This window comes from Caballeronia pedi (genome assembly GCF_001544915.2).
GTDB classification, from domain to species: Bacteria; Pseudomonadota; Gammaproteobacteria; order Burkholderiales; family Burkholderiaceae; genus Caballeronia; species Caballeronia pedi.
Genome location: NZ_FCOE02000002.1, coordinates 349,433 through 374,130 on the forward strand (window position 1 = coordinate 349,433; position 24,698 = coordinate 374,130).

Annotated in this window: 23 protein-coding genes; 9 read left to right on the plus strand and 14 right to left on the minus strand. The window is 62.1% G+C overall.

Annotation, left to right across the window (positions count from 1 at the left end; genetic code table 11):
• Positions 1-35: 35 nt before the first annotated feature.
• From AWB80_RS04175 to AWB80_RS04190, 4 genes are read right to left on the minus strand one after another with little or no spacing between them, the layout of a single operon-like run.
• Entirely contained in the window at positions 36-1,298 is a 1,263-nt protein-coding gene (locus AWB80_RS04175; RefSeq protein WP_061173356.1) for an MFS transporter, read from the minus strand.
• 45 nt (positions 1,299-1,343) lie between these two features.
• Positions 1,344-1,844 (minus strand): hypothetical protein, encoded by a 501-nt coding sequence (locus AWB80_RS04180; protein WP_061173357.1) that lies wholly within the window; start codon positions 1,842-1,844, stop codon positions 1,344-1,346.
• Entirely contained in the window at positions 1,835-2,977 is a 1,143-nt protein-coding gene (locus AWB80_RS04185) for a zinc-dependent alcohol dehydrogenase (protein ID WP_244206386.1), read from the minus strand. The genes AWB80_RS04180 and AWB80_RS04185 overlap by 10 nt, the downstream gene beginning before the upstream one ends.
• A complete protein-coding gene (locus tag AWB80_RS04190) occupies positions 2,977-4,263 on the minus strand; it encodes an aromatic ring-hydroxylating dioxygenase subunit alpha (RefSeq protein WP_061173358.1) in 1,287 nt (428 codons plus the stop codon). The genes AWB80_RS04185 and AWB80_RS04190 overlap by 1 nt, the downstream gene beginning before the upstream one ends.
• A 148-nt stretch (positions 4,264-4,411) precedes the next feature.
• Here AWB80_RS04190 and AWB80_RS04195 point away from each other — a divergent pair, with 148 nt between their 5' ends.
• Complete coding sequence (locus AWB80_RS04195) at positions 4,412-4,738, plus strand: non-heme iron oxygenase ferredoxin subunit (protein WP_061173359.1); 327 nt, start codon at positions 4,412-4,414, stop codon at positions 4,736-4,738.
• Between the two features lie 21 nt (positions 4,739-4,759).
• On the opposite strand, the gene AWB80_RS04200 is transcribed toward AWB80_RS04195, so the two are convergent.
• From AWB80_RS04200 to AWB80_RS04225, 6 genes are all read right to left on the minus strand, one after another.
• Entirely contained in the window at positions 4,760-5,677 is a 918-nt protein-coding gene (locus AWB80_RS04200) for a CobW family GTP-binding protein (protein WP_061173360.1), read from the minus strand.
• A 12-nt stretch (positions 5,678-5,689) separates the two neighbouring features.
• Positions 5,690-6,400 carry a class II aldolase/adducin family protein gene (locus tag AWB80_RS04205; RefSeq protein ID WP_061173361.1) on the minus strand — a complete coding sequence of 237 codons (711 nt, stop codon included), beginning with the start codon at positions 6,398-6,400 and terminating at the stop codon, positions 5,690-5,692.
• A 25-nt stretch (positions 6,401-6,425) separates the two neighbouring features.
• Complete coding sequence (locus AWB80_RS04210) at positions 6,426-7,259, minus strand: ABC transporter permease (RefSeq protein ID WP_208635599.1); 834 nt, start codon at positions 7,257-7,259, stop codon at positions 6,426-6,428.
• Positions 7,256-8,080, minus strand: coding sequence for an ABC transporter ATP-binding protein (locus AWB80_RS04215; protein ID WP_061173362.1), 825 nt, complete (start codon positions 8,078-8,080; stop codon positions 7,256-7,258). The genes AWB80_RS04210 and AWB80_RS04215 overlap by 4 nt, the downstream gene beginning before the upstream one ends.
• A gap of 9 nt (positions 8,081-8,089) precedes the next feature.
• Positions 8,090-9,130 (minus strand): ABC transporter substrate-binding protein, encoded by a 1,041-nt coding sequence (locus AWB80_RS04220; RefSeq protein WP_061173363.1) that lies wholly within the window; start codon positions 9,128-9,130, stop codon positions 8,090-8,092.
• Positions 9,131-9,227: 97 nt separating this feature from the next.
• Positions 9,228-10,364, minus strand: a complete 1,137-nt coding sequence (locus AWB80_RS04225) for a porin (RefSeq protein WP_061173364.1) — start codon at positions 10,362-10,364, stop codon at positions 9,228-9,230.
• A 437-nt stretch (positions 10,365-10,801) separates the two neighbouring features.
• Here AWB80_RS04225 and AWB80_RS04230 point away from each other — a divergent pair, with 437 nt between their 5' ends.
• Genes AWB80_RS04230 through AWB80_RS04240 form a run of 3 tightly spaced genes read left to right on the plus strand, consistent with a single transcriptional unit; the run spans position 10,802 to position 13,707 of the window.
• Positions 10,802-11,620, plus strand: coding sequence for an IclR family transcriptional regulator (locus AWB80_RS04230; RefSeq protein WP_061173365.1), 819 nt, complete (start codon positions 10,802-10,804; stop codon positions 11,618-11,620).
• Between the two features lie 26 nt (positions 11,621-11,646).
• Complete coding sequence (locus tag AWB80_RS04235; protein WP_061173550.1) at positions 11,647-12,687, plus strand: 2Fe-2S iron-sulfur cluster-binding protein; 1,041 nt, start codon at positions 11,647-11,649, stop codon at positions 12,685-12,687.
• Between the two features lie 27 nt (positions 12,688-12,714).
• Positions 12,715-13,707: a hypothetical protein gene (locus AWB80_RS04240; protein WP_061173366.1), complete on the plus strand. Its 993-nt coding sequence runs from the start codon at positions 12,715-12,717 to the stop codon at positions 13,705-13,707.
• A 46-nt stretch (positions 13,708-13,753) separates the two neighbouring features.
• Here AWB80_RS04240 and AWB80_RS04245 read toward each other — a convergent pair whose 3' ends face one another.
• From AWB80_RS04245 to AWB80_RS04260, 4 genes are all read right to left on the minus strand, one after another.
• Entirely contained in the window at positions 13,754-14,878 is a 1,125-nt protein-coding gene (locus AWB80_RS04245) for a VIT1/CCC1 transporter family protein (RefSeq protein WP_061173367.1), read from the minus strand.
• A 129-nt stretch (positions 14,879-15,007) separates the two neighbouring features.
• Complete coding sequence (locus AWB80_RS04250; RefSeq protein WP_061173368.1) at positions 15,008-15,970, minus strand: PDR/VanB family oxidoreductase; 963 nt, start codon at positions 15,968-15,970, stop codon at positions 15,008-15,010.
• An 81-nt stretch (positions 15,971-16,051) separates the two neighbouring features.
• A complete protein-coding gene (locus AWB80_RS04255) occupies positions 16,052-17,215 on the minus strand; it encodes a Gfo/Idh/MocA family protein (protein ID WP_061173369.1) in 1,164 nt (387 codons plus the stop codon).
• The gene (locus AWB80_RS04260; RefSeq protein WP_061173370.1) at positions 17,212-17,766 is read right to left on the minus strand and encodes a MarR family winged helix-turn-helix transcriptional regulator; all 555 of its coding nucleotides are present in this window, start codon (positions 17,764-17,766) and stop codon (positions 17,212-17,214) included. Before AWB80_RS04260 ends, AWB80_RS04255 begins: the two co-directional genes overlap by 4 nt.
• 291 nt (positions 17,767-18,057) lie before the next feature.
• On the opposite strand from AWB80_RS04260, the gene AWB80_RS04265 reads away from it, so the two are divergent.
• The 5 genes from AWB80_RS04265 to AWB80_RS04285 all read left to right on the plus strand — a co-directional run bounded on the left by AWB80_RS04265 (position 18,058) and on the right by AWB80_RS04285 (position 24,694).
• On the plus strand, positions 18,058-19,296 hold the full coding sequence (locus AWB80_RS04265) for an aromatic ring-hydroxylating dioxygenase subunit alpha (protein ID WP_061173371.1): 1,239 nt from the start codon (positions 18,058-18,060) through the stop codon (positions 19,294-19,296).
• 229 nt (positions 19,297-19,525) lie between these two features.
• Positions 19,526-21,733, plus strand: a complete 2,208-nt coding sequence (locus AWB80_RS04270) for a tripartite tricarboxylate transporter permease (protein WP_061173372.1) — start codon at positions 19,526-19,528, stop codon at positions 21,731-21,733.
• A gap of 63 nt (positions 21,734-21,796) precedes the next feature.
• Positions 21,797-22,885 carry a Bug family tripartite tricarboxylate transporter substrate binding protein gene (locus AWB80_RS04275; protein ID WP_061173373.1) on the plus strand — a complete coding sequence of 363 codons (1,089 nt, stop codon included), beginning with the start codon at positions 21,797-21,799 and terminating at the stop codon, positions 22,883-22,885.
• A 44-nt stretch (positions 22,886-22,929) separates the two neighbouring features.
• The gene (locus tag AWB80_RS04280) at positions 22,930-23,643 is read left to right on the plus strand and encodes a class II aldolase/adducin family protein (protein WP_061173374.1); all 714 of its coding nucleotides are present in this window, start codon (positions 22,930-22,932) and stop codon (positions 23,641-23,643) included.
• Between the two features lie 64 nt (positions 23,644-23,707).
• A complete protein-coding gene (locus AWB80_RS04285) occupies positions 23,708-24,694 on the plus strand; it encodes an ABC transporter substrate-binding protein (protein ID WP_061173551.1) in 987 nt (328 codons plus the stop codon).
• The last annotated feature ends 4 nt before the right edge of the window (positions 24,695-24,698 follow it).

A 24,698-nucleotide genomic window follows, 5' to 3' on the forward strand; every position in this document is an offset into this window, starting at 1 on the left:
CAGCGGTCGATGGCTACAGACGCTTCGATGGAAAGTCATGATTCAATTCCCATACCCGAAACGGTATCCAGACCTTTCCGAGGATCCCCTTGCTCGGGATAAACATAAGGCCCCAGCCTGATAATAGAAACCACCGATAAGGCAACGAGCCCCGAAAATACCCACAACGCCAGATGATAAGACCGCGTGAGGTCATAACAGAGGCCGGAAAGAAAAATCATGATGCCCGCGCCCCATCCCCAACAAGCCCACATACCCCCACACACGCGCCCGAAGAGGCGCAAGTCGAAGTAACGACTCACGATGAACGTGATGATATCCGCCTCGGCCCCAATGCTGACGCCGATCATCGCCGATGCAACCATCGCCGTATTCCCCGTCGCGCCCGCCGCGAGAATCAGCACCCCGCAAAGCGTCAAGCCGAACGACATCGCCGCGACGTGAGGCGCGTGGACCCGGTCCATCAGATAACCCGCGAACAAGCGCCCAACCGCCGACGCGAGTCCGGCAACAGAAAGCATCGTCCCCGCGGCGCGTACCGTTTCGCCGCGATCGGTCATCATCGGCACGAGTTGCGACAGCAGTGCAAGCAACACGCCCGACATGCAGAAGATCGCGATGCCCAGCAGGCGAAACGTGCGGTCATGACGAAAGATAGTCCAGAGCGAAGGCAGATCGGCGCGCGCTTCCCGCGCGCGGCGCGCGATCGCTTCATCGACGCCGGGCGGCATCTTCACGAGAAAGTAGAGCGCGGGAATCGATAACACCGCCATCAACGCGGCCACGCCGAGATAACCCGTGCGCCAGCCGAAATGACGCAGCAGATAACCTGCATATTGCGGCATCAACATCGCGCCGATTGCCGTGCCACCGACCGTCAATCCAAGCGCCAGTCCACGCCGATGATCGAAGCGCGCGCACACGACCTTCGCGTACGGCAACGCATTGCTGCCCGGCGCGAAGAAGCCGACCATCACGAACGCCAGACAGAAAAGCGCGAGCGAAACCGGGATCACCCCGACGAGCGCAATCGATCCTGCGAACAGCAGCAGAAACAGCATCGTCGGGCGTCGCACGCCGAAGCGGTCGATCAGCGAGCCGAGCACGATCGTGCCCGGCCCCATCGCGAACTCGAAGATGGTGAGGCCAAGCGACACCTGCGCGCGGCTCCAGCCGTTTTCGGCGGCGATCGCCTTGATGAAGGTGCCGAACATGAACGCCGATATCACGCCCGCGCCGACAGACAGGCAGATCGCGCCGCCGAGGACGGTCCACCATCGATTGATGTCTTGCTTCACAGCTTGTCTCCTGCTTGTCCACGCGTGCGTGAACGAATGCGTTGTTCATGCGCCGAGCGCGGCGAGCAGATCGTCCAGATAGCCCGCGCTTACCGGCAGGATCAGCATCGTGCAATGAGGTCGCAACAGATCGGCCGTACCGGCGCATGCGAGTTCATCGCGGGAAGGGCCGACCACGCCCGACACCGTGACGCCGCGACTGCGATACGCCTGCGCCGCGACCGCGCCCGCTTGCGCATCGTCACCTTCGCGGCCCGCGATCACCACGAGGTCCGGCGTGCCGAGCCACGCGTTGAACGCGGACGTGTTCGCATCGACGCTGCGCAGGATGCTCGCGGCATCGGCGCCTTCGGTCTGCAATAACGCGGCAAGCTCGCTGGCGCGCACGAACTGCACATCGGCACGCGCGCGCTCGGCGCATCTTCGCACTTCGGCATCGTCATCCGTAAGAGCAATGACCCTGATACGACGCGGCGCGGAATTCGGGGCGCGCACTCTGAAGCGCGCTTCCGAGGGCGCGTGATGATCGGGCGTCGTCACTTCCATGGATCGATCGTCATGTGAATCGCGCCTTCTACGCCTTCGCCCTGCAAGGTGCGCAATGCGAGATCGGTGTCGTCGAGGCCGAAGGTGTGCGTGCTCATGCGCGTGACATCGTGACGATTCGCGGCGATGAGTTGCAGCGCGAGTTCGACCGATTGATAGCTATGGCCGCGCATGCCCTTCACCGTGAGAAAGCGCGCGATGATCATGTCGCTGTTGAACTCGGGAATGGGCATGCGCTTCTGGCCACCGAGCACGACCGTGCCACGCTTGCGCGCAAGCTGGATCGCGGACGTGACCGTCGAAGGACCACCCGATGCACAATCGATGACGAGGTCCGCCATCGCGCCGCCGGTCAGATCGGCGACGCGTTCGAGCACGTCTTCCTGATCGACTTCTATCGCGTGATGCGCGCCGAGACGTTTCGCGAGTTCGAGCCGCTCCCGATCCGTTTTCGTCGATAGCCCCGTCACGATGATCTTTGCCGCGCCCGCTTCACGCGCCGCGACGACGCACGACAAACCTTGCTGTCCCGGTCCCTGGATCACGACCGCCTGACCCGGTCCCGCGCCGCCTTGCAGATAAGCCCATTCGATGCCGTTGCCCAGCGGAAGCGCAAGCGCGGCATGCTTCGGCGCGACGCTCGAAGGCACGCGATGAAACACCGTATTCAATTGAAGGTATTGATACTGGCTGAAACCGCCCCAGAAGCTCGGCGCGGTGCGCAGCCCCGTTGCGCCGTAGCGCAGGCCGTTGAGACGCCAGTCGGTTGCATCGCAAAGCCGGAATTCATTGGAGAGACAGTATTCGCAATGGCCGCATGGAACGTACTCTTCCAGCGCGACGTAATCGCCTTCTTTCAGGCCCCAGCGGGCGCGCGCGAGTTCGCCCGCTTCCTCGATATGCCCGACCGTTTCGTGCCCGAGAATCAGCGGTCCGCGACTTTGCGGCAGTTGCCGATAGTACGGGCCATCGCTGCCGCACACGCCCGTGATTGCGACGCGCAATAGTCCCGTCGATGCCGTGACGGCCGGCCGCTCGAACGTTTGAATCTCCGTGCGCGATGGCTCGACTGCAACCGCTGCCTTGAAGGTGCGCGAGGATTCGCTGTGTCGATATGCTTCGTTCATGCTCATCAGATGGTCGTGTGCGCCTTGCCGGCTTCGGCGTGAAGCGCATCGTGCGCGCCTTCCTTGAACGGCTTGTCGCGATGCAGGACGATCGCGACCGAGCGCACTTTCTGCGAGTCTGGATCGAGTCCCGGCGGCGCGACGCCTTTCTCGGCGAGCGCACGCGCCGCTTTCATCAAACGATGACGCACCATGATGATGCCGTTGTCCGTCGATACGAGGTTCTCGCGCGTGCGGTCCTGAATCGGGCCCATGCTTTCCTGCAGCGACGCGTCCTGCATCGCGATGCCTTCCACGCCGCTATACGTGATGCCCGCCTTCTGCGCGGCGCGATCCATCAGATAGTTGTTGGTCTTGTTCTGCAGCGGAATATACGTGCCCGGAATGTAGCGCACGTGAATGCCCTTGCCGTCCTTCATCGCCTGCACTTCGTTGTCGGTGAGATCGCGCGTCGGATGGTAGTCGAAGCTCCAGGCCCAGCAGTTTTCATCGTCGATCGGCACCCAGAAGTGACCGTGCACCGGATGATCGCCACGCGGCGGAACCATCGTGAAGCAGGGCATGACCCACGGCGTGATGCGCCAGTAGTACTGGTCGTCCTCGGCATTGCGGCGCGCGCCGATGAAGAGACCGCCGTCCGATTCCACCACTTCGAACACCGGGCTCAGGTCGGAGAGGTTGTATTGATTGCCGCGTGAACCCTTGAACAGCGGGTCCGTGTTGAGGCTGCCGCTGTGCAGGAACGAGACGTGACTCGAATCGACGCCGCCTTCGAGCGCCTGGAGCCAGTTGCATTCCTGCAGGCGCTTGCTCGTGAACGACTGGCTCGATGGCACCGTCGAGAACTCGAACGCGGGCAGCGGTGGCTGTTCGTCCTGCGGACCCATGTAGACCCAGATCACGCCGCCTTGCTCGACGAGCGGATACGACTTCAGCTTGATCTTGTTGCAATAGCCGCTCGCAGCGGGCTCCGATGGCACATCGACGCATTGACCGTTCACGTCGTATTTCCAGCCGTGATACGGGCAACGGATGCCGCCTTGTTCGTTGCGGCCGAACCAGAGCGACACGCCGCGATGCGCGCAGAACTCATCGATGAGACCGAGCTTGCCTTCCGAATCGCGGAACGCGAGCATGCGTTCGGAAAGAAGCTGCAGCCGCACCGGCTCGCCGCCCGGCTCCGCGAGTTCCTCGGAAAGCAGCGCAGGCAGCCAGAAGCGCCGGAACAGTTCGCCCATCGGCGTGCCGGGGCCGGTCTGCGTGACCAGATCGTTTTGCTCTTTTCTCAACATGGTGCTTGCCTCAAGGTTTGCGCTCGTCTCTGGACGTGTTCTTTCGATGTCGTTTTCCAAGTGTTCCGCATAAAGGAACGCTGTTCATCAAACAGGAACAAAGTTATCATTTGACCCATTCCATGTCAAACGGAGTAGGAGAGAACCGATGCATCAAGCTTGCGCATTTGCCCGTCTTTGCAAGGCCGGCGACGTGGCCGAGGGTCAGGCCATCAAGATCGAGAAGAACGGCCTCACGCTGGCCGTGTTCAACATTCAGGGCGAGTACTTCGTGACCAACGACACCTGCACGCACGGTCCCGGATCGTTGTCCGAGGGGTATATCGACGGCGACGTGGTGGAGTGCGATTTCCATAACGGCTCGTTCAACATCAAAACGGGCGAAGTCGTCGCGCCTCCATGCATGATTCCGCTCAGGACGTACAAGACGCATGTCGAGGATGGCGAGGTGACCATCGAGATAGACGGCGAATGAAACCGGCTTCGGCGCACGTGCCTAGCGCGATGCGCCCGGTCTGACGATCAAGGTCAGACCGCTTTTGATCGCGCTCGCCGGGCCTTCCGTGATGTGCGCGCGTGCATCGCCGCGCGCGAACTGCACCACTGCCACGGACGCGCGTTCCTTTAGCCGCACCAGGCCCTTCAATCTGAGCAAGGACTCGCCATATCGATCGATGAGCGATTGAACGTGCGTGTTCAGTGCTTCGATATCGGCTGCTTCGTCGATGGCGATGAAGTGCGTGATCGCATCGTGCGAACGCGGGCGAGAGAAGGGACGCGTGAGGGCGTGCTCGATGCGATGCGCAGGTCGTGCGAGCAGCGCGAGCGCATCCTGCAAGCCGAAACTGGCGTTCGCCGAATGCCCGATGCGCTCGACGGACAACTGCGCCTCCACTGCAACGAGCGTCTGCGCGTCGACGAGATCGGTCTTCGTGACGATCACCACGTCCGCGCCGCTGAGCTGCGCGCGCGCTTCGGCGAAGTGTGCGAGCGTATCGGGCGCATTCGGCGCGGCGATGGTCGTGAACGTGCCCGCGATGCGATAGCGCTCCTTCACGAACGCATTGAGACTGAGCGATGCGACGAGCGGTCCTGGATCGGCGAGTCCGGTCGTTTCGATGACCACCGTTTCGAAGCGCGCGACGCTGCGATAGAGCCGCGCCCAGAACAGCTGTTCCAGCGCTTCGTTCAGCGCAGGCAGGCCGCTGCAACAGACGCAGGCCTCGGCGAGCAGCATCGACGCATCGCCGGAGAACCCGAGCGTCGCGTGATCGATGCCGACCTCGCCAATTTCATTGACGATGAGCGCGGCGTTCGTGAACGGCGCTTCCTTCAGCCAGCGCGCGAGCAGCGTGGATTTTCCGCTGCCAAGAAAACCGGTCACGACATAGACCGGAATGCGTTCGCGATGCATACAAGACAAAAGCTAGTCGCGTGTGCCGAGTTTTCCCGCGTGATAGTCCCAGACCTTCTGCAGCAGATTCGGCTTCCACAGATTGCGCCGGATCACATCGATCTGTGCCTGATCGAGAACGGCCGGTTCACCGAGCTGACTCGCAAGATATTGTCGATGCGCGTTCTCTTCCAGATAGAACGCGAGCACGAACGCTTCGAGAATACTGGCCGCCGCGATCACCGAACCATGCGACTTCAGCATGGCGACGCGATGCGGCCCGAGCGCTTCGGCCAGTTCTTCGCCGAGTTCCTTGCGATTGATCGATGCGGTCTTCGGGAAGCGTTGAATCTCGCCGAGCACGGCCGCCTGCATGATGACGGGCTGCACCGGCTTGCCTGTCATGCTGAAGAGCGTCGACCACAAAGGATGCGCGTGAATCACCGCGCCCACATCGGGCCGCCTGCGATAGATCTCCGAGTGGATATGAAACTCCATCGGCGGGGCGGCATCGCCTTCGATCAGGTTGCCGTCGAAATCGATGATGACGATATCCGCCGCGCTGAGCGCGCTGCGCACTGACGCGCCCGAGTTGATCAGCATGCGCTCCTGACCGGGCACGCGCCAGCTTGCGTGTCCATTGAAGTCGATGACTTCGGCGCGTTCCAGCATGAGGATCGCATCGGCCAGCATGCGCTTCTGGCCGGTATGGTTCTGCGTTAGAATCGTTGCGGTCGAATTCATGACGTGACGTAATGATGAGGCGCGTTCAACGCGAGGACTTCCACGGAATCAGCTTGCGCTCCAGCTCGGTCAGCACGACCGAGATGACATAGCCGAGCGCGGCGATCACGAGCAAGCCGACGTACATCTGTTCGACGGACAGCAGCTCCCACGCATTCCAGATCATGTAGCCGAGGCCGCTCTTCGATCCAATCATTTCCGCTATCGCGATCAGCATCAGACCGAGCCCGATGCCGAGCTTGATGCCGCTCATGATGTGTGGCACGGCGCCTGGCAGTGCGATGGTGCGAAACACTTGCCAGCGGCTTGCGCGGAAGTTGCGGCCCACGTCGAGATAGATCTTGTTGATTTCGAGCACGCCCGTAGCGGTATTGATGAGCACGGGGAAGAACACGCCGATCGCGACCATCACGATCTTCGATGCTTCGCCGAGTCCGCAGATCAGCAGCAGCAGCGGAAAGATCGCGCTCTTCGGCACCGGATAGGTGGCTGCGATGAGCGGGTCGAACACGGCGCGAAGCGGCCGCGACAGACCGATCGCGACGCCGAGGATCAGCGCCGGAATGCCGCCCGCGAGCGTGCCCCAGAAGAGACGTTGCAACGTCGCCCAGGTGTTGTCCCACAACGAGCCGTCGTTGACGAGCGCGATGAAGGTGCCGAACACTTTCGATGGCGCGGGAAAGAAGCGCTCGTCGATCACGCCGGTTTCCGCGAGAATCTGCCAGACGATCAAAAGTACGACCGGCGATGCGATGCTGATCATGCGGTCGCGGTTGTTGCCCGAGAACCAGCGCTTGAGACGGGAAGAAGATGACGTGTATTGCATCGCCGGTGCGGTCAGTTTTTGCGCTGTTTTCATGCGTGAATCTCGCCAAGGTCGCGTGAACGGGCGCGCTGAACTTCGTCGCGCAATTGCCCCCAGATGGAATAAACGAACTCGCCGTACTCGGGCCGCGAACGCAGTTCGAGCACCGAGCGCGGACGCTCGAACGGCACATCGACGATCTGTTTCGCCGTGCCCGGCTGCGCCGTCATGATCATCACGCGATCGCCGAGCGTCACCGCTTCATCGACGCTGTGCGTGATGAAGAGCACGGTCTTGCGCGTCTCTTCCCAGATGCGCAGCAGTTCTTCCTGCAACAGCACCTTGTTCTGTTCGTCGAGCGCGGAGAAGGGCTCGTCCATCAGCAGGATGTCGGGATCGTTCGCGAACGCGCGCGCGATCGACACGCGCTGACGCATGCCGCCCGACAGTTGATGCGGATAAGCCTTCGCGAAACGCGTGAGACCGGTGCGGCTCAGGTAATGCCCGACCACTTCGCGGATCTGCGCCCTGGGCACGCCGCGCAGCGTGAGACCGTAGGCGGCGTTGTCCCATACGGTCATCCACGGAAACAGGGAATCGCCCTGAAACACCATCGAATTGCTCGGGCGATTCTCGGCGGGCGCGCTGATTTCCACGGTGCCGCTCGTCGGTTCGTCGAGATTCGCGAGCATGCGCAGCAGCGTGGACTTGCCGCAGCCGCTGGGACCGACGATCATGAAGAAGCAGCCCGTCGGAATATCGAGCGATATGTTGTCGAGCGCGGTCACCGTGCCACCGCCCGATTGGAACGTCTTGGTCAGATTGCGCAGACGGATCTTGACCGGCGCGTCATCGGAGAGAGAGGGGATCGACATGCCGGTTCCTTACTTGAGCGGTTTGTACGGGCCGAGTTCTTTCACGGCGTTCTCCGCAAACGAGGTGTCGAGCACTTGCGCGACCGTCACGTTGCCCTTCACGACGCCTTCGCTCTTGAAGAACGCGAGATCGTTCTCCAGACTCGCGACGTTGAGCTTGCCGTCCGGATTCGTGCCCTGCGGCACGATCGTGCGATAGGTGTTGGGGTCCTTGATTGGCGTGTATTCGTTGAGAATCGAGATCACTTCCGCTGCATTCGATCCCGCGATCTTGCCGTTCAATAGTGCGTTGTTATAGTCGCGGACCGCGCGGATATACGCGCGCATGAAAGCCTTCGCCGCTTGCGGATGATCCTTGATGAAGACGGTCGAATAGAGCACGACCGCGAGCTGATGATTCGGATAGATTTGATCGTCGCCGATCACGCGCACGGCGGCGCCGCGCCTGACGGCTTCGGTGGCCGAGGGCTCGGTCGTCAGCGCGGCGTCGACGGCCTTGTTCTGCAGCGCCATCACGTGTTGCGGAAAGGATAGATAGATGCGCTCGACGTCGCTCGTCTTGAGGCCGGCTTTCTTGAGCGCTTCGTTCATCGTCGAGGTGGACGCGCTGCCCGTCGCGCTGCCGGCAACCTTCATGCCCTTCAGATCAGCGAGCGACTTGTAGCGGCCATTCGCGACGAGATCGGCGCGCACGAGCAGCGGCTGATAACCGTATCCCGGCGGCGTGGACCCTTTATCGGCGACGATCCTGATGCCGATGCCGCGCACCACCGCGTTGTAAAGCCCCGCGGAAGGCGAGCCGCCCGCGACATCGAGCTGGCCCGCGCCGAGCGGCGCGACCATCTTCGCGCCGGAGTCGAACGGAATGAACTTCGCGTCGAGGCCTTCCTGGCGGAAGTAACCTTTCTTCTCGGCGATGAAGAACGCCACGTCGCTGCTCGCGTTGGCGATGCCGACGCGTACTGTCGTCAGATCGGCGGCAAGCGCGGCCCCCGATCCCGACACGACGCATGCGAGAAGCGCCGCGCCCCATATCCTGACTCCTTTCACTGCCTATCTCCTTCTATCGTTCCTTTATACGGAACAACGTGTCGTTGTGTGGAACAACATTAGCATCGACGAAATCACGCTGTCAATGCAAACCCGTTCAGAAGCGATGACGCAGCGAGAGCTTGACCGCCACCTGGTTCGGTGTCGTCGACTGGCCGAGCGAGCCGATCGCCGCGACGGCGGCCTTGCCCGTCGAATCGATACCCGATGCGTGCTGCCAGACGCCGACGAGATTCAGGTCGGTGCGTTTGGAGATGAAATAGTCGGGACCGACGTCCACTTGCTCATATTTCGCCGACTCGGCTTTCGTATAGTCGAAGGAAGCGGCGAGCTGAAGCGTCGGAATTACGAACCAGCGCGCGTTGATTTCGTAGCTGTTGAAGGTGGCCTTGCCGGTGTTCGGCGTGGTCGGCGTGCGCAGGATGTCGTTGAAGCGCGTGTTGGTATACACGAAGCCGACTTTGCCCGCGCCGAAGCTGTAAGAGATGCCCGCCCCGAAGATCTCGACGGAATTCGCCGATGCGTAGCCGCTATACACGGGGCTCTTGCCTGGCGACGTATAACCGGGCTGACCGGGATTCACGGTGCCGTCATATGCCGAGACCGACGGATTGTTCACGTTGTCGTAAGCGATCGCGGCCGTGATCGGGCCGTTCACATACGACGCTGCGAGCGTGTAGATGCGGTTCGATCCGAAGTTGCCCGCGACGCCGCCCGGCGCGAAGATGCCCGACAGGCGCAGGCCATACATGTTCGGCGACATGTACTTCACCGCGTTGTTGACGCGGAAGTTCGAATTCAGGTTGTCGAAGTCGCCCGGGTGCGTGCCGACCCAGGCCCACAGCGACGTCGCCGCGATCTCGCCGATCCATTCGGTCATCGGATCGTACTGGCGGCCGAGCGTGATCGTGCCGTAAGGGCTGGACAAACCGACGAACGCTTGCCGGCCGAACTCGCGGCCGCCTTGCAGCAGCTTTCCGTTGGATGTATCGAAGCCGTTTTCGAGCGTGAAAATCGCCTTCATGCCGCCGCCGAGATCCTCGGAACCGCGCAAGCCCCAGCGGCTGCCGTTGGTCTGTCCCGTCACGGTCTCGATGTTCGAATGGCCCGACTGGTTGTTGATATAGACCAGACCGGCGTCGAGCAGGCCGTACAAGGTAACCGAACTTTGCGCGTGCGCCACGCTGGCGCCGGCTAGCATGGGAAGTGCGAGAAACAACGCTGACTTTTTCATGGGGTCTCCGTCCCTTGTTTCATAGTGATGCCGGTTTCGTGTGAACCGGGATGCCTTGTTGCGGAATTTTTTGATGTCGATTGCGCATTGATACGGATGCCTAACCGTATGAGCGGCTTGCGTATTTCTGGAGCTTTTTCTTTTTACGAATGTTCGGTTACTTCTGCTGGCGGCGCCGTCGAAGAGATTCGGGGACTGCTATTTCGTTCCTCTATACAGAACGATGGTCTGTTAAAATGGGACGAATCGAGTTTCGCTTTGTTTAGGTCCCTAAGTCAAGCGGAACGAAAGGCAGTCAGGGTTATTCCGCATCCGTATCGCACGATCCGTTGCTTTTTATATCGCGATGCGAACGGTCGAACGAATGCAGTCGTTATTCGGAGTGTTCCTTTATACGGAACGCTATTCCATTTACGTATTTCGTGGAGTATATTTCGATGAAATCAGAAGCAGGGCAGAACGAGGCAGACAAGGCGCAGGAGAAAGAGGAAGGGCCGCAGCGTCTGTCGTCCGTGACCGCGGCGCTCCAGTTGTTGAAGGTGTTCTCGGAACACGAGCCGGAGTTGGGCATCAGCGTGCTCGCGAAACGCATGGGCATCGCGAAGAGCACGGCGCACCGGCTCGCGAGCGCATTGCTGTCCGAGGGCATGCTGGAGCAGAACGCGGACAACGGGCGCTATCGCCTGGGCATTCAGTTGTTCACGCTGGGCGCGCTCGTGCGGCGGCGCTTCGATGTCGCGAAGCAGGCGGTGCCGTTTCTGCACGTTTTGCGCGAGCACACCGACGAAACCGTGCATCTCGCGGTGCTGGACGATACGAGCATCGTGTACCTGTTCAATCTCGAGAGCGATCAGGCGATCCGCATGCGTTCGTATATCGGCGTGCGCAAGCCGGCGTTCTGCACCGCCGAAGGTCATGTGCTGCTCGCCGCGCGCACGCCGGACGTCGTATCGCGTGTGTTGAAAGAAGGGCTCGTTGCGCGCACGCCGCGGACCAACACCGACACGCAGGTGTTTCTGAAGACGCTGGACGCGGCGCGCCGCGACGGCTATTCGATCGACGACGAAGAGTCGGAAGTCGGCATGCGCGGCATCGCGGCCCCCGTGCGCGATATCTCGGGCAACGTGGTGGCGGCGGTCGGTGTCGGCGGACCGGCGCAACGGCTCACGAAAAAGGCGCTGCGCGCAGCGGTGCCGCATTTGCTTACGGCGGCCGAAGGCATTTCCGCAACCCTCGGATTCCACAGGCCGCTATGAAATAACTCTTGAAACAAGGTGGATTCATGCATTCGGACGGCCACGCACATCGCATCACGCTCACAGCATCTGATCAAACATACGAATGCGAGGCCGGCGATGTGATGCTGCGCTCGGCCCTGCGTGCGGGTGTCGCGTTTCCGTACGAATGCAATGTCGGCGCATGCGGCAACTGCAAGTTCGAATTGATCGAAGGGGACGTGGATGTCGTGTGGCCCGACGCGCCGGGCTGGACCGCGAAGGATCGCGAGCGCAGGCGCTATCTCGGCTGCCAGAGCGCGCCGCGCGGCGATTGCACGATCAAGCTGCGTCCCTCCGCGCACTACGCGCCGAAACATGTGCCGCGCCACGTGAGCGGCACGCTCACGGAGCGCCGCTCGATCACGCACGACATCGAGGAATTCCGCTTCACGCTGTCCGGCGACATGCCGTTCGAGCCAGGCCAGTATGCGTTGCTGACGCTGCCCGGCGTCACCGGTCAGCGAGCGTATTCGATGAGCAATATCGCCGATGGCGCCGACGAGCCGCGCGAACTGCATTTCCAGGTTCGTCGCGTGCCGAACGGACAGGGCACGGGCGTGCTGTTCGATGCGCTCGATATCGGCGCGCGCGTCGATATCGACGGGCCTTATGGCATGGCTTATCTGCGTCGCGATGTGAAGCGCGACATTCTCTGCATCGCGGGCGGTTCGGGTCTCGCGCCGATGATCTCGATCGCGCGCGGTGTCGCGGCCGATCCCGCGCTCGACGACATCAAGCTGCATTTCCTCTACGGCGGGCGCACGCCGCGTGACGTGTGCGGCCGCGACATGCTCGAAGCGTTGCCGGGATGGGCTGATCGCCTGCATTTCCAGGCCGCCGTGTCCGATGTCGCGCCCGATAGCGAAATCGTGTGGGATGGCCACGTCGGTTTCGTGCACACGGTGGCGGAAACGCTCTTCGGCGAGAACCTGCGCGACATGGAGATCTACTTCGCCGGACCGCCCGCGATGGGCGCGGCGATCCAGCGCGCGCTCGTCGCATTGAAAGTGCCGTTCGAGCAGGTGCATTTCGACCAGTTCTATTGAATCCCAACACGCTGCCAGGAGCAGACCTTGTCCAAGCTGAGACTCACTTTCGGATGCTGGAATTACGACCGCACGCGCGCTTTGATGGACGGCAGCGTGCAGCCCGACGGCATCGATCTCAACTACCTGAACATGCCGGTGGAAGAAACGTTCTTCCGCATGCTGCGTCATCACGAATTCGATGCGTCGGAGATGTCGCTGTCGTCGTACACGATGTCGTGCTTTCGCGAGCCGCGTCCGTTCATCGCGATTCCGGTGTTTCCGTCGCGCTTCTTCCGTCATTCGTGCATCTATGTCAATGCCGATTCGGGCATCGAGAAGCCGCAGGATCTGATCGGCAAGCGCATCGGCAATCCGGAGTATCAGATGACCGCGCCCGTGTGGATTCGCGGCATTCTTTCGGATCACTATGGCGTGCCCGTCGATAGCGTCACGTATTACACCGGCGGCGAAGAAGAACCGAATCGTCCGGAGAAGCTGAAGCTCGATCTGCCTTCGAACATTCGCGTCGAACAGATCGGGCCGGACAAGACCTTGTCGCAGATGCTGCTCGATGGCGAAATCGATGCGCTCTATACCGCGCGCATGCCGTCGTCGTATGTGAACGGCAAGGGGCGCGTGAAGCGTCTCTTCGAGAACTATATCGATGTGGAACGTCAGTACTTCCGCGACACGAAGATGTTCCCGATCATGCACACGGTCGTGCTGAAGCGTGAGGTCTACGAAGCGAATCGCTGGGCCGCGCAATCGCTCTATAAGGCACTGATCGAATCGCAACGTCGCACGTATGCGGACCTCAACGAGACCGCCGCGCTGAAGTCGATGTTGCCGTGGCTGAACGCGCATGTCGAAGAGACACGCAAGGAAATGGGCGACGATTTCTGGCCCTATGGTCTCGACAGAAATCGCGAAAACCTGCGCACGTTCCTGCGTTATTCATACGAGCAGGGATTGTCGAAGCGCCTGCTCGAACCGGAAGAGATCTTCGCGCCGGAGACCTTCGAGTCGTTCAGGATCTGACGGCCCGAACGCGATGCGCAGCGCGTTCGGAAGCGCTGCGCATCGCTCAGGAAAGCGATACGCCCAACAGGCTGCCGATGCCGTATGTGCAGCCCGCCGCAATCATCCCGGTCAGCACTTGGCGAACGGAAGAAAACAGCGCGCCGCGGCCATTGAAGAGCGACGTGAACATACCGATGCCCGCCAGCCCCAGGCCGCTCAACACGACGCACTGCGCGATGCCGCGCGTTCCGCTCGCCCATAGAAACGGCATCGCTGGAACGATCGCGCCCACTGCGAACAGCGTGAACGATGCGAGCGCGGCAGACCACGGGTTGCCGCCCAGTTCGTGAGGATCGAGGCCGAGTTCTTCGCGTGTCAGCGTATCGAGCGCCTTGTCCTCGTCACGCATGATCTCGGCGGCGACGCGTCGCGCTTCCACTGCATCGATACCTTTCGCCTGATAGATGAGCGCGAGTTCGTGACGCTCTGAATCGGGCATATATTTCAGTTCGTCGCGTTCCCTCGCGATCTGCGCGCGTGCAAGTTCACGCGCGTTGGTGACGGAAAGCCACTCGCCGAGCGCCATCGACACGGCGCCCGCAATGAGTCCTGCGAAGGCCGTCAGAAGGATCGTGCCGGTCTCGCTGCCCGCGCCCGCGACACCCATGATCAGACAGAAGTTCGAGACGAGACCATCGTTCGCGCCGAGCACGGCGGCGCGCAAGTCGTTGCCCGACGCCACGCCGCGATGCCACGATTCGGCCGCCGCGATCGCACCGCCTTTGCTCAGGCCTTCGTTGCGATTCACCACGTCCTGCACGATGTCCGCGTGATGACGCTCTTCGGCCGACATCTGCGCAGCATCGGGTTGTTCCGCGTATTTGTCGCGATCGGCCATCTCGCTGGCGGCAACGGAGCGCAGCACGAAATCCGGGCCGAACGCTCGGGCGAGCGTGCGTATCATCCGCGTTTTTGCCCCGACATGATGCTTTCGCACGGACACGCCGTTGGCTCTCAGTTTCGCAGCCCAGAAGTCGGCGTGGCGGCGTTCGGCCGTGGCCAGTTCCGCGTAGACTCGCCGTCTTTTGTCCTGTGTTTCGAGCTGAGCGAGTGTGTCGTAGAGGGCCGCGCTGTCGAGTTCGTCGGCGAGATTGGAGGTGAAGCGCTTGAGTTCGGTCTGGGACGCCATGACGTCACCTTTATCGTTCGTCTCATTGATCCAAGAGTAACGACGAAGCTCACGACATGGTGCTAATACCCCCAAAGCGTGCGATGAGTGAAAATGGAATCGCGTCTCATGGTCGTTTCGACGAAGCAATCAGAGGTCGAGCACCAGTGCATCCGAACGCGCGCGCGATACACAGATCATGATATCCGACGCCTGCTCGTCATCATCGAGCACGAAGTCGCGATGATCGGCCTCGCCTGACAACAGACGCGTTCTGCACGAGCCGCATGTGCCGGCTTCGCATGAACTCGGCGTGTCGATGCCATTCGCGCGCAGTGCGTCGAGGATCGATTCGCCGGGCGCGACGTTCACGCAGCCGCCAGTACGCGCGAGCCGCACGGTGAATGCCTTATCGCCTGCGACGTGGTCATGCGCGCTCGTGCCGAAGTCCTCGAAATGCAGGGCGGAGGATGGCCAGTGCGAAGCGGCGTCGCGCACGGCTTGCATGAGTGGACGCGGGCCGCAGCAGTAGATCTGCGTGTCGCCATGACGTTCGGCGACGAGCGGCGCAATCGCCAGCGACTGCGCGCGGTCGCCGAAGTCGTGATGCACGCGCACATGGGAAGCGAACTCGCCGGCCAGCAGTTCGTCGAGAAATGCAGTCGATTCGGGTGAGCGCGTGCAGTAAATCACATCGAAATGCGCGCCGCGCGCCGATAGCTCGGCCATCATCGCGCGCATCGGCGTGATGCCGATGCCGCCTGCGATCAGCAAATAGCGCGACGCATCGTGCGATAGCGGAAAGTAGTTGAACGGCGACGACACATCGAGCGTGGCGCTGACTTGAACGTCCTGCGCCATGCTCTGCGAGCCGCCGCCGCCCGCCGCGTCGCGCTTCACGGCGATCACGTAACGATCGCGTTCGGCGGGATCGTTGCAAAGCGAATAGCGTCGCGCGATGCCGGCAGGCGTCTGCACCAGCAAGTGCGCGCCTGCAGTGAAACGCGGTAGCGTGCCGCCGTGTTCGGCGCGCAACTCGAACAGAAAGATATCCTCCGCGATTTCGCGCTTGTCCATGACGGTGAGCGTGAGCGTTCCGTCGATGGATTTCATTCGTTCAGGCATGCTAATCGTATTCATGATTCTCGCGCGGCCTTGTTCGCCGCCTCACAGTTGGATCAGATCATCACGCGATCAGGCGAGCGCGACCTGATGCTCCAGAAATACTTCCTCGCCGCGCTCTGACGACGCAATGGCCGCCGCGCACACTTCGAGATTCGCGAGTCCCCAGCGACCATCGTGGATGGCGCGCTTGCGTCCGCTGATCGCATCGTAAAACTCGCGCATGACGAGTTCGCGCGGAGAAACATCGGCGGGCAATTCGATCTCGCGTTTTCCGTCGCTCGTATAAACGAACAAGCCCTTGGGCGACTGGCGCATCTCGCCGCGTTCGCAGCTCACGAGCGTGAGTCCGAAGAACGGTTGATTCGGCGCGCTCGCGGGAATCGCGTTGCGCGCGCGTTCCGCCTTGGCGCGCAATTCGTCCTCGATATTCGCGGGTCTTGCGATCGCGCGTGATTGCGCCGGAAAACCCCATTCGCCGATGTCGAAGCACAACTCCGCGCTCGCGAAACGTCCATAGCCGTTGTAGATCGCGGTGGCCGCTGCGCCGTCGGCGAATTCGATGAACACCGTGTGCGCACCGATCGCGCGGCGCTCCGGGTCCCAGTCGAAGGTCTTCGCGCGCACGCTGCGCGCGGCGCCGCCAGCGAGCAGACGGATGATGTCGAACTGATGCGAGCCCTGCCGCAAGGTCACGCCGCCGCCTTGCGACGCGTCGAGTTCATCGGGCCGGCGCGGGCGATAGATCCAGTCCGTGAAGCACCACGTATGCACCATGCGCACGCGGCCAAGCTCGCCCGAGGCGATGAGTTCGCGCATCGCGTGAATCGGCTGATCGTAGCTGTGCGAGTGCCCGGCGAGCAGCACGATGCCCGCTGTATCGGCGGCGGCGACCATTGCGCGAGCATCGTCGAGATTCGCGGCCATCGGCTTTTCGACGAGCACGTGCTTGCCCGCGCGCGCCGCCTGCTCGACATGCGCGCGATGCAACGTCGTGGGCGACGCGACATAAATCGCATCGAGCGCGCCGTGTTCGATGAGCGCGTCGATGCTCTCGTAAGCGGTGACGCCGAATTCCCGCTCGCCTCGCTTGCGCACCGTCTCGGACGGATCGGCGAAGCCCGCGAACACGAAGCCCGCATGCCTCACGATGGCGGGCACGAACGCGCGGCCTGCCGTGCCGAAGCCGACGATGCCGATGCGCACGCGCTTCGCCGCGCCGCTCGTGTTCGTCACAGTGAGTTCTCGCTCGAATCGCCGTTGGCCGAATCGCGGCCGTTCTTCGGAGCCGCGACTTCGTCGGCGGCCAGGTTCTCGATCATCGCGAGCAGGGTTCGGCGGGTCGCTGCGATGTCTTCCGGCGCGATGCCCGCGAGCGCGATGCGGTTGACATCGATCGCGTAGGGCACGAGCACGCTGCGCAGCGCAACGCCCTTCGGTGTAAGAAAGACACGAACCTGCTTGCGGTTATCGGGCAACTTCTGGCGCGTGAGATAGCCGAGGGTTTCCATCGTCTTCAATGCGGAAAACGTGGTTGGCTCAGCGACGCCCGCCTGCTCGCTCAATTGGCGTTGCGTGAGACCGTCCGTCTGCCAGAGGATGCGCAGAAACGTCCAGTGACCGTAGAGCACCGAATGCTCTTTGAGACGAGCCTGTAAGGAACGTGAAAAGCCACGCGCCGCGTCCTTCACGAGATGCGCCATGCGCTCTTCCGGCAACGCCTCGCGCCAGTGCTTGAGCGTGCCCGGCTGCGGGTCGCGTGGAATCTTCTGCTCGTTCTTGTTCATCCTCTCACCTGTGTTTCGGCACGCACGCATGCCGCTTTGCATAAACTTAGATAACTAAGTTAAGTTTGTCAACGATCTCGGGCTTAGGGTGAATCCCGATCTCATCGACGGACGGCCATATCGCCGAAATTTGCCGAGATACATGAGATAACTACCTTCCAGGCCGTACGCGTCCCCACTCAGTACTTTCCATTATTTTTAAGTTAGGTACCTAAGCATAATATCGATTCAAGGTCGGCGGCAGGGCGGTGTCTCCGGCAAGCTTTTTCCAAAACAGACGGGAATCGACTCATGCTTACGGCAGAACAAAACGAAACAATGACGCGCATCGGGCCGGGCACGCCGATGGGCAAGCTGTTGCGTCGCTACTGGCAACCCTTCGCAGCGGCATCGGAACTCGACGACAAGTGGACGCGGCGTGTGCGTCTGCTCGGCGAGGATCTCGTGCTGTTTCGGGACCGGCAAGGAAGGCGCGGCCTGATCGCGGAGCAATGTCCGCACCGGCGCGCGTCGTTCGCGCATGGCATCCCGACGGAACAGGGCATCCGCTGTCCCTATCACGGCTGGGAGTTTAGCGCAGAGGGTAAATGCCTCGATCAGCCCAACGAGCCGGACAACTGCGCGTTTCGCGACAAGGTCGCGACGGATGCGTATCCGGTCGAGGAACTCGGCGGCGTGCTGTTCGCATACATGGGACCAGAGCCGCGCCCGCTTCTGCCGCGCTTCGACGGCTTCGTCGCGCCCGGCGCGATCCGCATGATGGGCCGCGCGCTGCTGCCGGTGAACTGGCTGCAGATCATGGAGAACTCGGTCGATCCGATTCATACCGAGTGGCTGCATGGCCATCACTATGAGTTTCAGAAGGAGCAGGAAGGCGTCAAGGTCGCGATCAGCGCGAAACACGAGAAGATCGCGTTCAACGAGTTCGAGTTCGGCGTGACCAAGCACCGTCTGCTCGCGGGACATTCGGAGGACTCGGACGACTGGCGCATCGGCCATCCGATCGTGTTTCCGAACATGCTGGCCGTGGGCAACGGCGACGAGACCTCGCGCTACTTCTCGTTCCAGATTCGCGTGCCGGTCGACGACGAACACACGCTGCACCTCTGGTACAACGCCTACATCCCGCCGCAGGGCATGGACGTGCCGGCGCGCCTCACCGAGCGCCTGCATACCTACGACGTGCCGTTCAGGGACGAAGACGGCGAGTTCATCGTCGATAACGTCGATGGCCAGGACATGATGGCGTGGATCACGCAAGGCGCGATCGCGGACCGCACGCGCGAGAACCTCGGCGCGTCCGATCAGGGCCTCGCGATCTATCGCCGCATGCTTCGACGCGAGATGAAAAAGGTCGAGGCGGGCGAAGACCCGATGGGCCTCGTGCGTGATCCCGTGCGCAATCAGTGCATCGATTTGCCCAACGAGCGCAAGAAGCACCATAACAGCGACGGCTTCGCGAGCTTCATGCTGCGCACGCATGCGAAGTATTCGCCTATCGCACAGGATCTGGTGCGGATCTTCGCATAGACGCGCGGCGCGCAGCGTGCGCGTCGGAGCTTGCATCTTGCATTCAAAAGACATAACGCAATCCTGAATGCGTAATGCAAAACGCGTCATGCAACAGGCGGTTCGACTATAAGCGCCCGGCCACGCAGCCAGGCAATTACCGGAGACTTGAGATGCGGCCCACAAGCATTCGATCGCGTTGTCACGGCTTCTGTCGTGTCGCGCGGCAAGCTCACCGGGAGGCGCGCTGATGCTCGACGCCGCTCTCCATGCGCTGACCCTGATCCTCGATCCGCTGCGTCTCGGGATCATGCTGGGCGGCGTGCTGCTCGGACTCGCGCTCGGCGTCGTGCCGGGCCTGGGCGGCATCGTCGGGCTCGCGCTGCTCATTCCGTTCACCTATCACCTCGACGGCTACACGGCCTTCGCGCTCCTGCTCGGCATGGCCGCGGTGACGACGGTGTCCGACTTCATCCCCGCCGTGCTGTTCGGCGTGCCCGGTACCGTGGGCGCGGCGGCCACGGTCCTCGACGGTCATCCGCTCGCGAAACAGGGCCATGCGCGTCGTGCCTTCGGCGCGGGCTATGCGTCGTCGCTGGCGGGCGGCATCTTCGGCGCGCTGCTGCTCGCGCTCGCGATTCCGGTACTGCGCCTGATCGTGCTCTACATCGGCTCGGCCGAACTGCTCGCGATGTGCATCTTCGGTCTCTCGATGGTCGCGACGCTCTCGGGCAAGGCGCCGATGAAAGGTCTCGCCGTGGCCTCGTTCGGCCTGATGCTCTCGCTGATCGGCTCCGATCCGCAAACCGGCACGCTGCGCTGGACGTTTGGCACTTTGTATTTATGGGACCATCTGCCGATCGTGCCGGTCACGCTCGGTATCTTCGCGCTGCCCGAACTCGCCGACATGGCGATCGAGCGCACCGGCATCGTGCGCGAGCGTGCGCAACCCGGCGTGCGGGCGAGCACGCAATGGGACGGCGTGAAGGACGCCGCTCGTCACTGGTGGCTCATTCTTCGTTGCAGCGGTCTCGGCGCGCTGCTCGGCGCGGTGCCGGGCATCGGCTCGGCGGTGATCGACTGGATGGCGTATGGCCACGCCATCCGCACCGAGAAGAATCCGGAGAATTTCGGCAAGGGCGATATCCGCGGCGTGATCGCATCGGAAAGCTCGAACAACGCGAAGGAGGGCGGCCATCTGATTCCGACTGTCGCGTTCGGCATGCCGGCGGGCGCATCGATGGCGCTGCTCCTGAGTGCATTCATCATGCACGGCTTCACGCCCGGCCCGGAGATGCTGACCAAGCATCTCGACGTGACATACACGATCATCTGGACGCTGACGATCTCGCACATCATGGGCGCGGTGATCTGTCTTTCGAGCAGCAGCGTGTTCTCGCGTCTTGCCACGGTGCGTGTCGGCATCCTGATTCCGCTCGTCGTTGCGATCGTCTATCTCGGTGCGTTCAATGCGAGCCAGAGCTGGGGCGACCTGTGCGCGCTCGTGCTGTTCGGCGCGCTCGGATGGATCATGAAGCGGCTGAACTGGCCGCGTCCGCCGCTGATTCTCGGGCTCGTGCTCGGCAGCATCTTCGAGCGCTATTACTTCATCTCGCACGAGATCTACGGCATGGGGCTATTCGCGCGGCCAGTCGTCATCGTGATCCTGCTCGCCGCGTTGTGGGTCGTGCTCGGCCCGACGATCAAGGGCTTGCGCAAGACTTTGCGCGTGCGCTCGCAGTCGTCTTCGCGCGGCGCGGTGCCTTCATTCAGATTGCGCCTGCGCGGCTTCGACTGGCAGATTGTCTTCACGCTCGTCCTGACCGCGCTCGTTATCGTCTCGATGACGTTCGCCGCCGACTGGGCCTTCGCCGCGCGCCTGATGCCGATGACCTGCGCATGCGCCGCGCTCGTGTTCTGCTGCATCGTGCTGATCGAGCAGTTGTTCACGCGCGAAGCGGCCACGAGCGACGCGAAAGCATCATCATCGTTCGATGCCTCCGCGCCGATGGGCGAACTCGCGCTGGCCGGCGCCGGAGCGCATTTCAGCGAACCGCGCGCAACCGTGGATGCGCAAGCCAACACCATTGCGAAGGCCAATGCGAACGCGGCCGCAAGCGCGAGCATCGGAACACACGGCGATCCATCTTTGCACGATAGCCTCGCATCGACGCTCGATACACGAACGCTCTACACGCGCGGCGTGCGCTTCTTCGCGTCGATCGCGGGCGCGCTCGCTGTGGCGGCTGTCATCGGCTTGCTGCCCGCATTGCTGATCTTCATGCTGCTCGTCGCGCGCTTCGAATTCGGCGAACGCTGGCGCACATCGGTCGTGCTGTCCGTCGCGATGACGGTCGCGTTATGGCTCGTATTCGGCCGCATTTTCTCGACGCCGTGGCCGCAATCGCTCATCGGCGACTGGCTGCCGGCGCTGCGTCAGCTCGGTGGCCTCGTTTGAGCGTGCAAGTACAGGACGTCAAAAGACATCGGCCAGCCGGTCATCACTGGTGGAGACAGAATCATGAACGATCGACTCTCGCAGTTTCCGTCATGCAAGGGCCCCGAAAGAAAGGCTCGGCATAGGGTTGCGCATGCAACTACTTCAGTGCTTGCGGCGATGCTCTTCGGCGCGCCGCTTGCGACCCGTGCGGCCGCCGAACCCGTGGCGGACTTCTATAACGGCCGCAATGTCACGATGACGATCGGCTATTCCGTCGGCGGCGGCTACGATACTTATGCGCGCCTGCTCGGCAAATACATCGGCAACTTTCTGCCGGGCAAACCGACGATCACGCCGCAAAGCATGCCCGGCGCGGGCAGTCTGAAAGCGGTGAACTATCTCTACGGCATCGCACCGAAGGACGGCGCGACCTTCGGCACCTTCGGCCGCACGATGCCCGAAGAGCCGCTTCTAGGCGAAGCGAAGTTCGATGCGCGCAAGCTCACCTGGCTTGGCAGCATCACGAGCGATGTCAGCTTGTGCGTGACGTGGAATACCTCGCCGGTGAAGACCTTCAAGGATCTCGTCGACAAGGAAGCGCGCATGGGCGGGCAGGGCGCGGGCTCGGACCCCGATGTGATCGCGTCGACGATCAAGAATCTCTTCAATTCGAAACTGAAACTCGTCACCGGTTATCCGGGCAGCAACGAAACCGCGCTGGCGATGGAGCGCGGCGAGATCGACGGCGAATGCGGCGTGTCGTGGAGCACGATTCAGACGCGCCATCCCGACTGGATCGCGGGCAAGAAGATCAACATCCTCGTGCAGGTCGCACTGGAGAAGCATCCCGAGCTGCCCGATGTGCCGCTTCTGCTCGACCTCGCGCCGAACGACCAGACGCGTCAGGTACTGAAGGTGATCGTCGCGAGTCAGGTGTTCGCGCGTCCGTTCGCGGCGCCGCCGGGCATTCCGCCGGAGCGCACGGCCGCATTGCGCCAGGCATTCGAGCAGACGCTGAAAGACCCGCAGTTCCTCGCCGAAGCGAAGCGCATGGGTCTCGAAGTGCGGCCCGTATCGTGGCAGCGCATGGATCAGTTGCTCGACGAACTCTACAAAACCCCGCCCGACGTGCTTTCCAAAGCGAAAGCCGCGGTGGGCGGACGCTACTAGCCATAGCGGAATCATCACCATCTTCACGAACGCAGGACGACACCATGACTCTGGACGAAGCGAAGCAAAAACTGATCGACGCAGGGCGCATTCTGGAAGCCGAAGGCCAGGGCGATCTCACGCGCGGGCATATTTCCGTGCGCGTGCCGGGCGATCCCACCCATTTCCTGATGAAGCCGCATAGCCACGGTTTCGACGAGATCACCGAGGACAACATCGTCGTCTGCAATCTCGACGGCGAGAAGGTGAGCGGCGGTGGCCGTCGTCATAGCGAGGTCTTCATTCACTCGGAAATCTTCAGGTTGCGCCCCGATGTGACGAGCGTGATTCACGCGCACCCGACGCATGCGGTTGCGCTCTCGGCCACGGGCCAGCCGCTCGAAATGATCAGCCAGCCGAGCGTGCATTTCGCGGACGGCCTGCCGTACTACACCGACACGATGAATCTCATCCGCACCCAGGACATGGGGGCGGGCGTCGCGCGCTCGCTCGGGTCGAGCAAGGCCGTGCTGATGCGCAATCACGGCGTTGCGGTGGTGGGGCGCTCGATCGAGGAATCGGTGGTGCTGTCGCTGCTTCTGGATAACGCATGCCGTATTCAATTGCTGACGAAGGCGGCGGGCGGCGTCGGCGAAACTTTCTCGCCGGAAGACGTGGAGCGCCTGCACGACGCCGTCACGCGCGCCGAGCAGTTCGCCGTCAACTTCGAGTTCCTGCGCCGCAAGGTCAATCGCAACCTGGTGCACTCGCTGGTTTGATGCACTTTGAATGCAATCGACAATTCGGCCTTATGAATACAAAACGCAGGAGGTTCACACGATGATCGGAAAACTCAGACTCTCCGTCGCGATGGGCGACTACGACAGAACGCGCCCCTTGCTCGACGGTCAGGTGCAGATCGACGGCGCTGAACCCGCATTCATGACGCTCTCGCCCGAAGAGATGTTCTTTCGCGCGTTCCGTCATGAAGAGTTCGATATCAGCGAACTGTCGTTCTCCAGCTACGCGGTAAAGACGGCGGATGGATCGTGTCCATACGTCGCCATTCCCGTGTTTCTTTCGCGGGCCTTTCGCCATACGTCCATCTATGTGCGTACGGATCGCATCCAGCGGCCCGAGGATCTGAAGGGCAAGCGCATCGGCCTGCCTGAATATCAACTGACCGCGAACGTGTGGGCGCGCGCCGTGCTGGAAGATGACTTCGGCGTGAAGCCGAGCGATGTGAAGTGGGTGCGCGGCGGCATCGACGAACCGGGGCGTCCCGAGAAGATCAAGCTCGACCTGCCGTCCGATATCCGTGTCGAAGCCGCGTCTGAAAGCGACACGATTTCGGCGATGCTCGATCGCGGCGATATCGATGGCTTCATGGCGCCGCGTCCGCCCGGTTGCGCCGCGACGAACCCGAACGTCGGCTGGCTATTCCGCGATCCGACCGCGGCGGCGAAGGACTATTACCGTCGCACGCGCGTGTTCCCGATCATGCATGTGGTCGGCATTCGCAAGACGCTGGTCGAGCACCATCCGTGGTTGCCGGCCGCCGTCCTCAAGGCATTCACCGAAGCAAAGCGCGTGGCGCTCGCGCGACTGTCGGATACATCGGCGACGAAGGTCACGCTGCCTTTCGTCGAAGAGCAGTTGAAGGCCGCGCGCGAATTGATGGGCGACGATCACTGGTCCTATGGCATCGACGCGAACCGCGCTACGCTCGAAACCTTCTTGCGTCATCATCATTCGCAAGGGCTATCGAAACGCCGCCTGAGTATCGAGGATGTCTTTCACCCGGCCACGTTCGAAACCGCCCGGATCTAGGCGC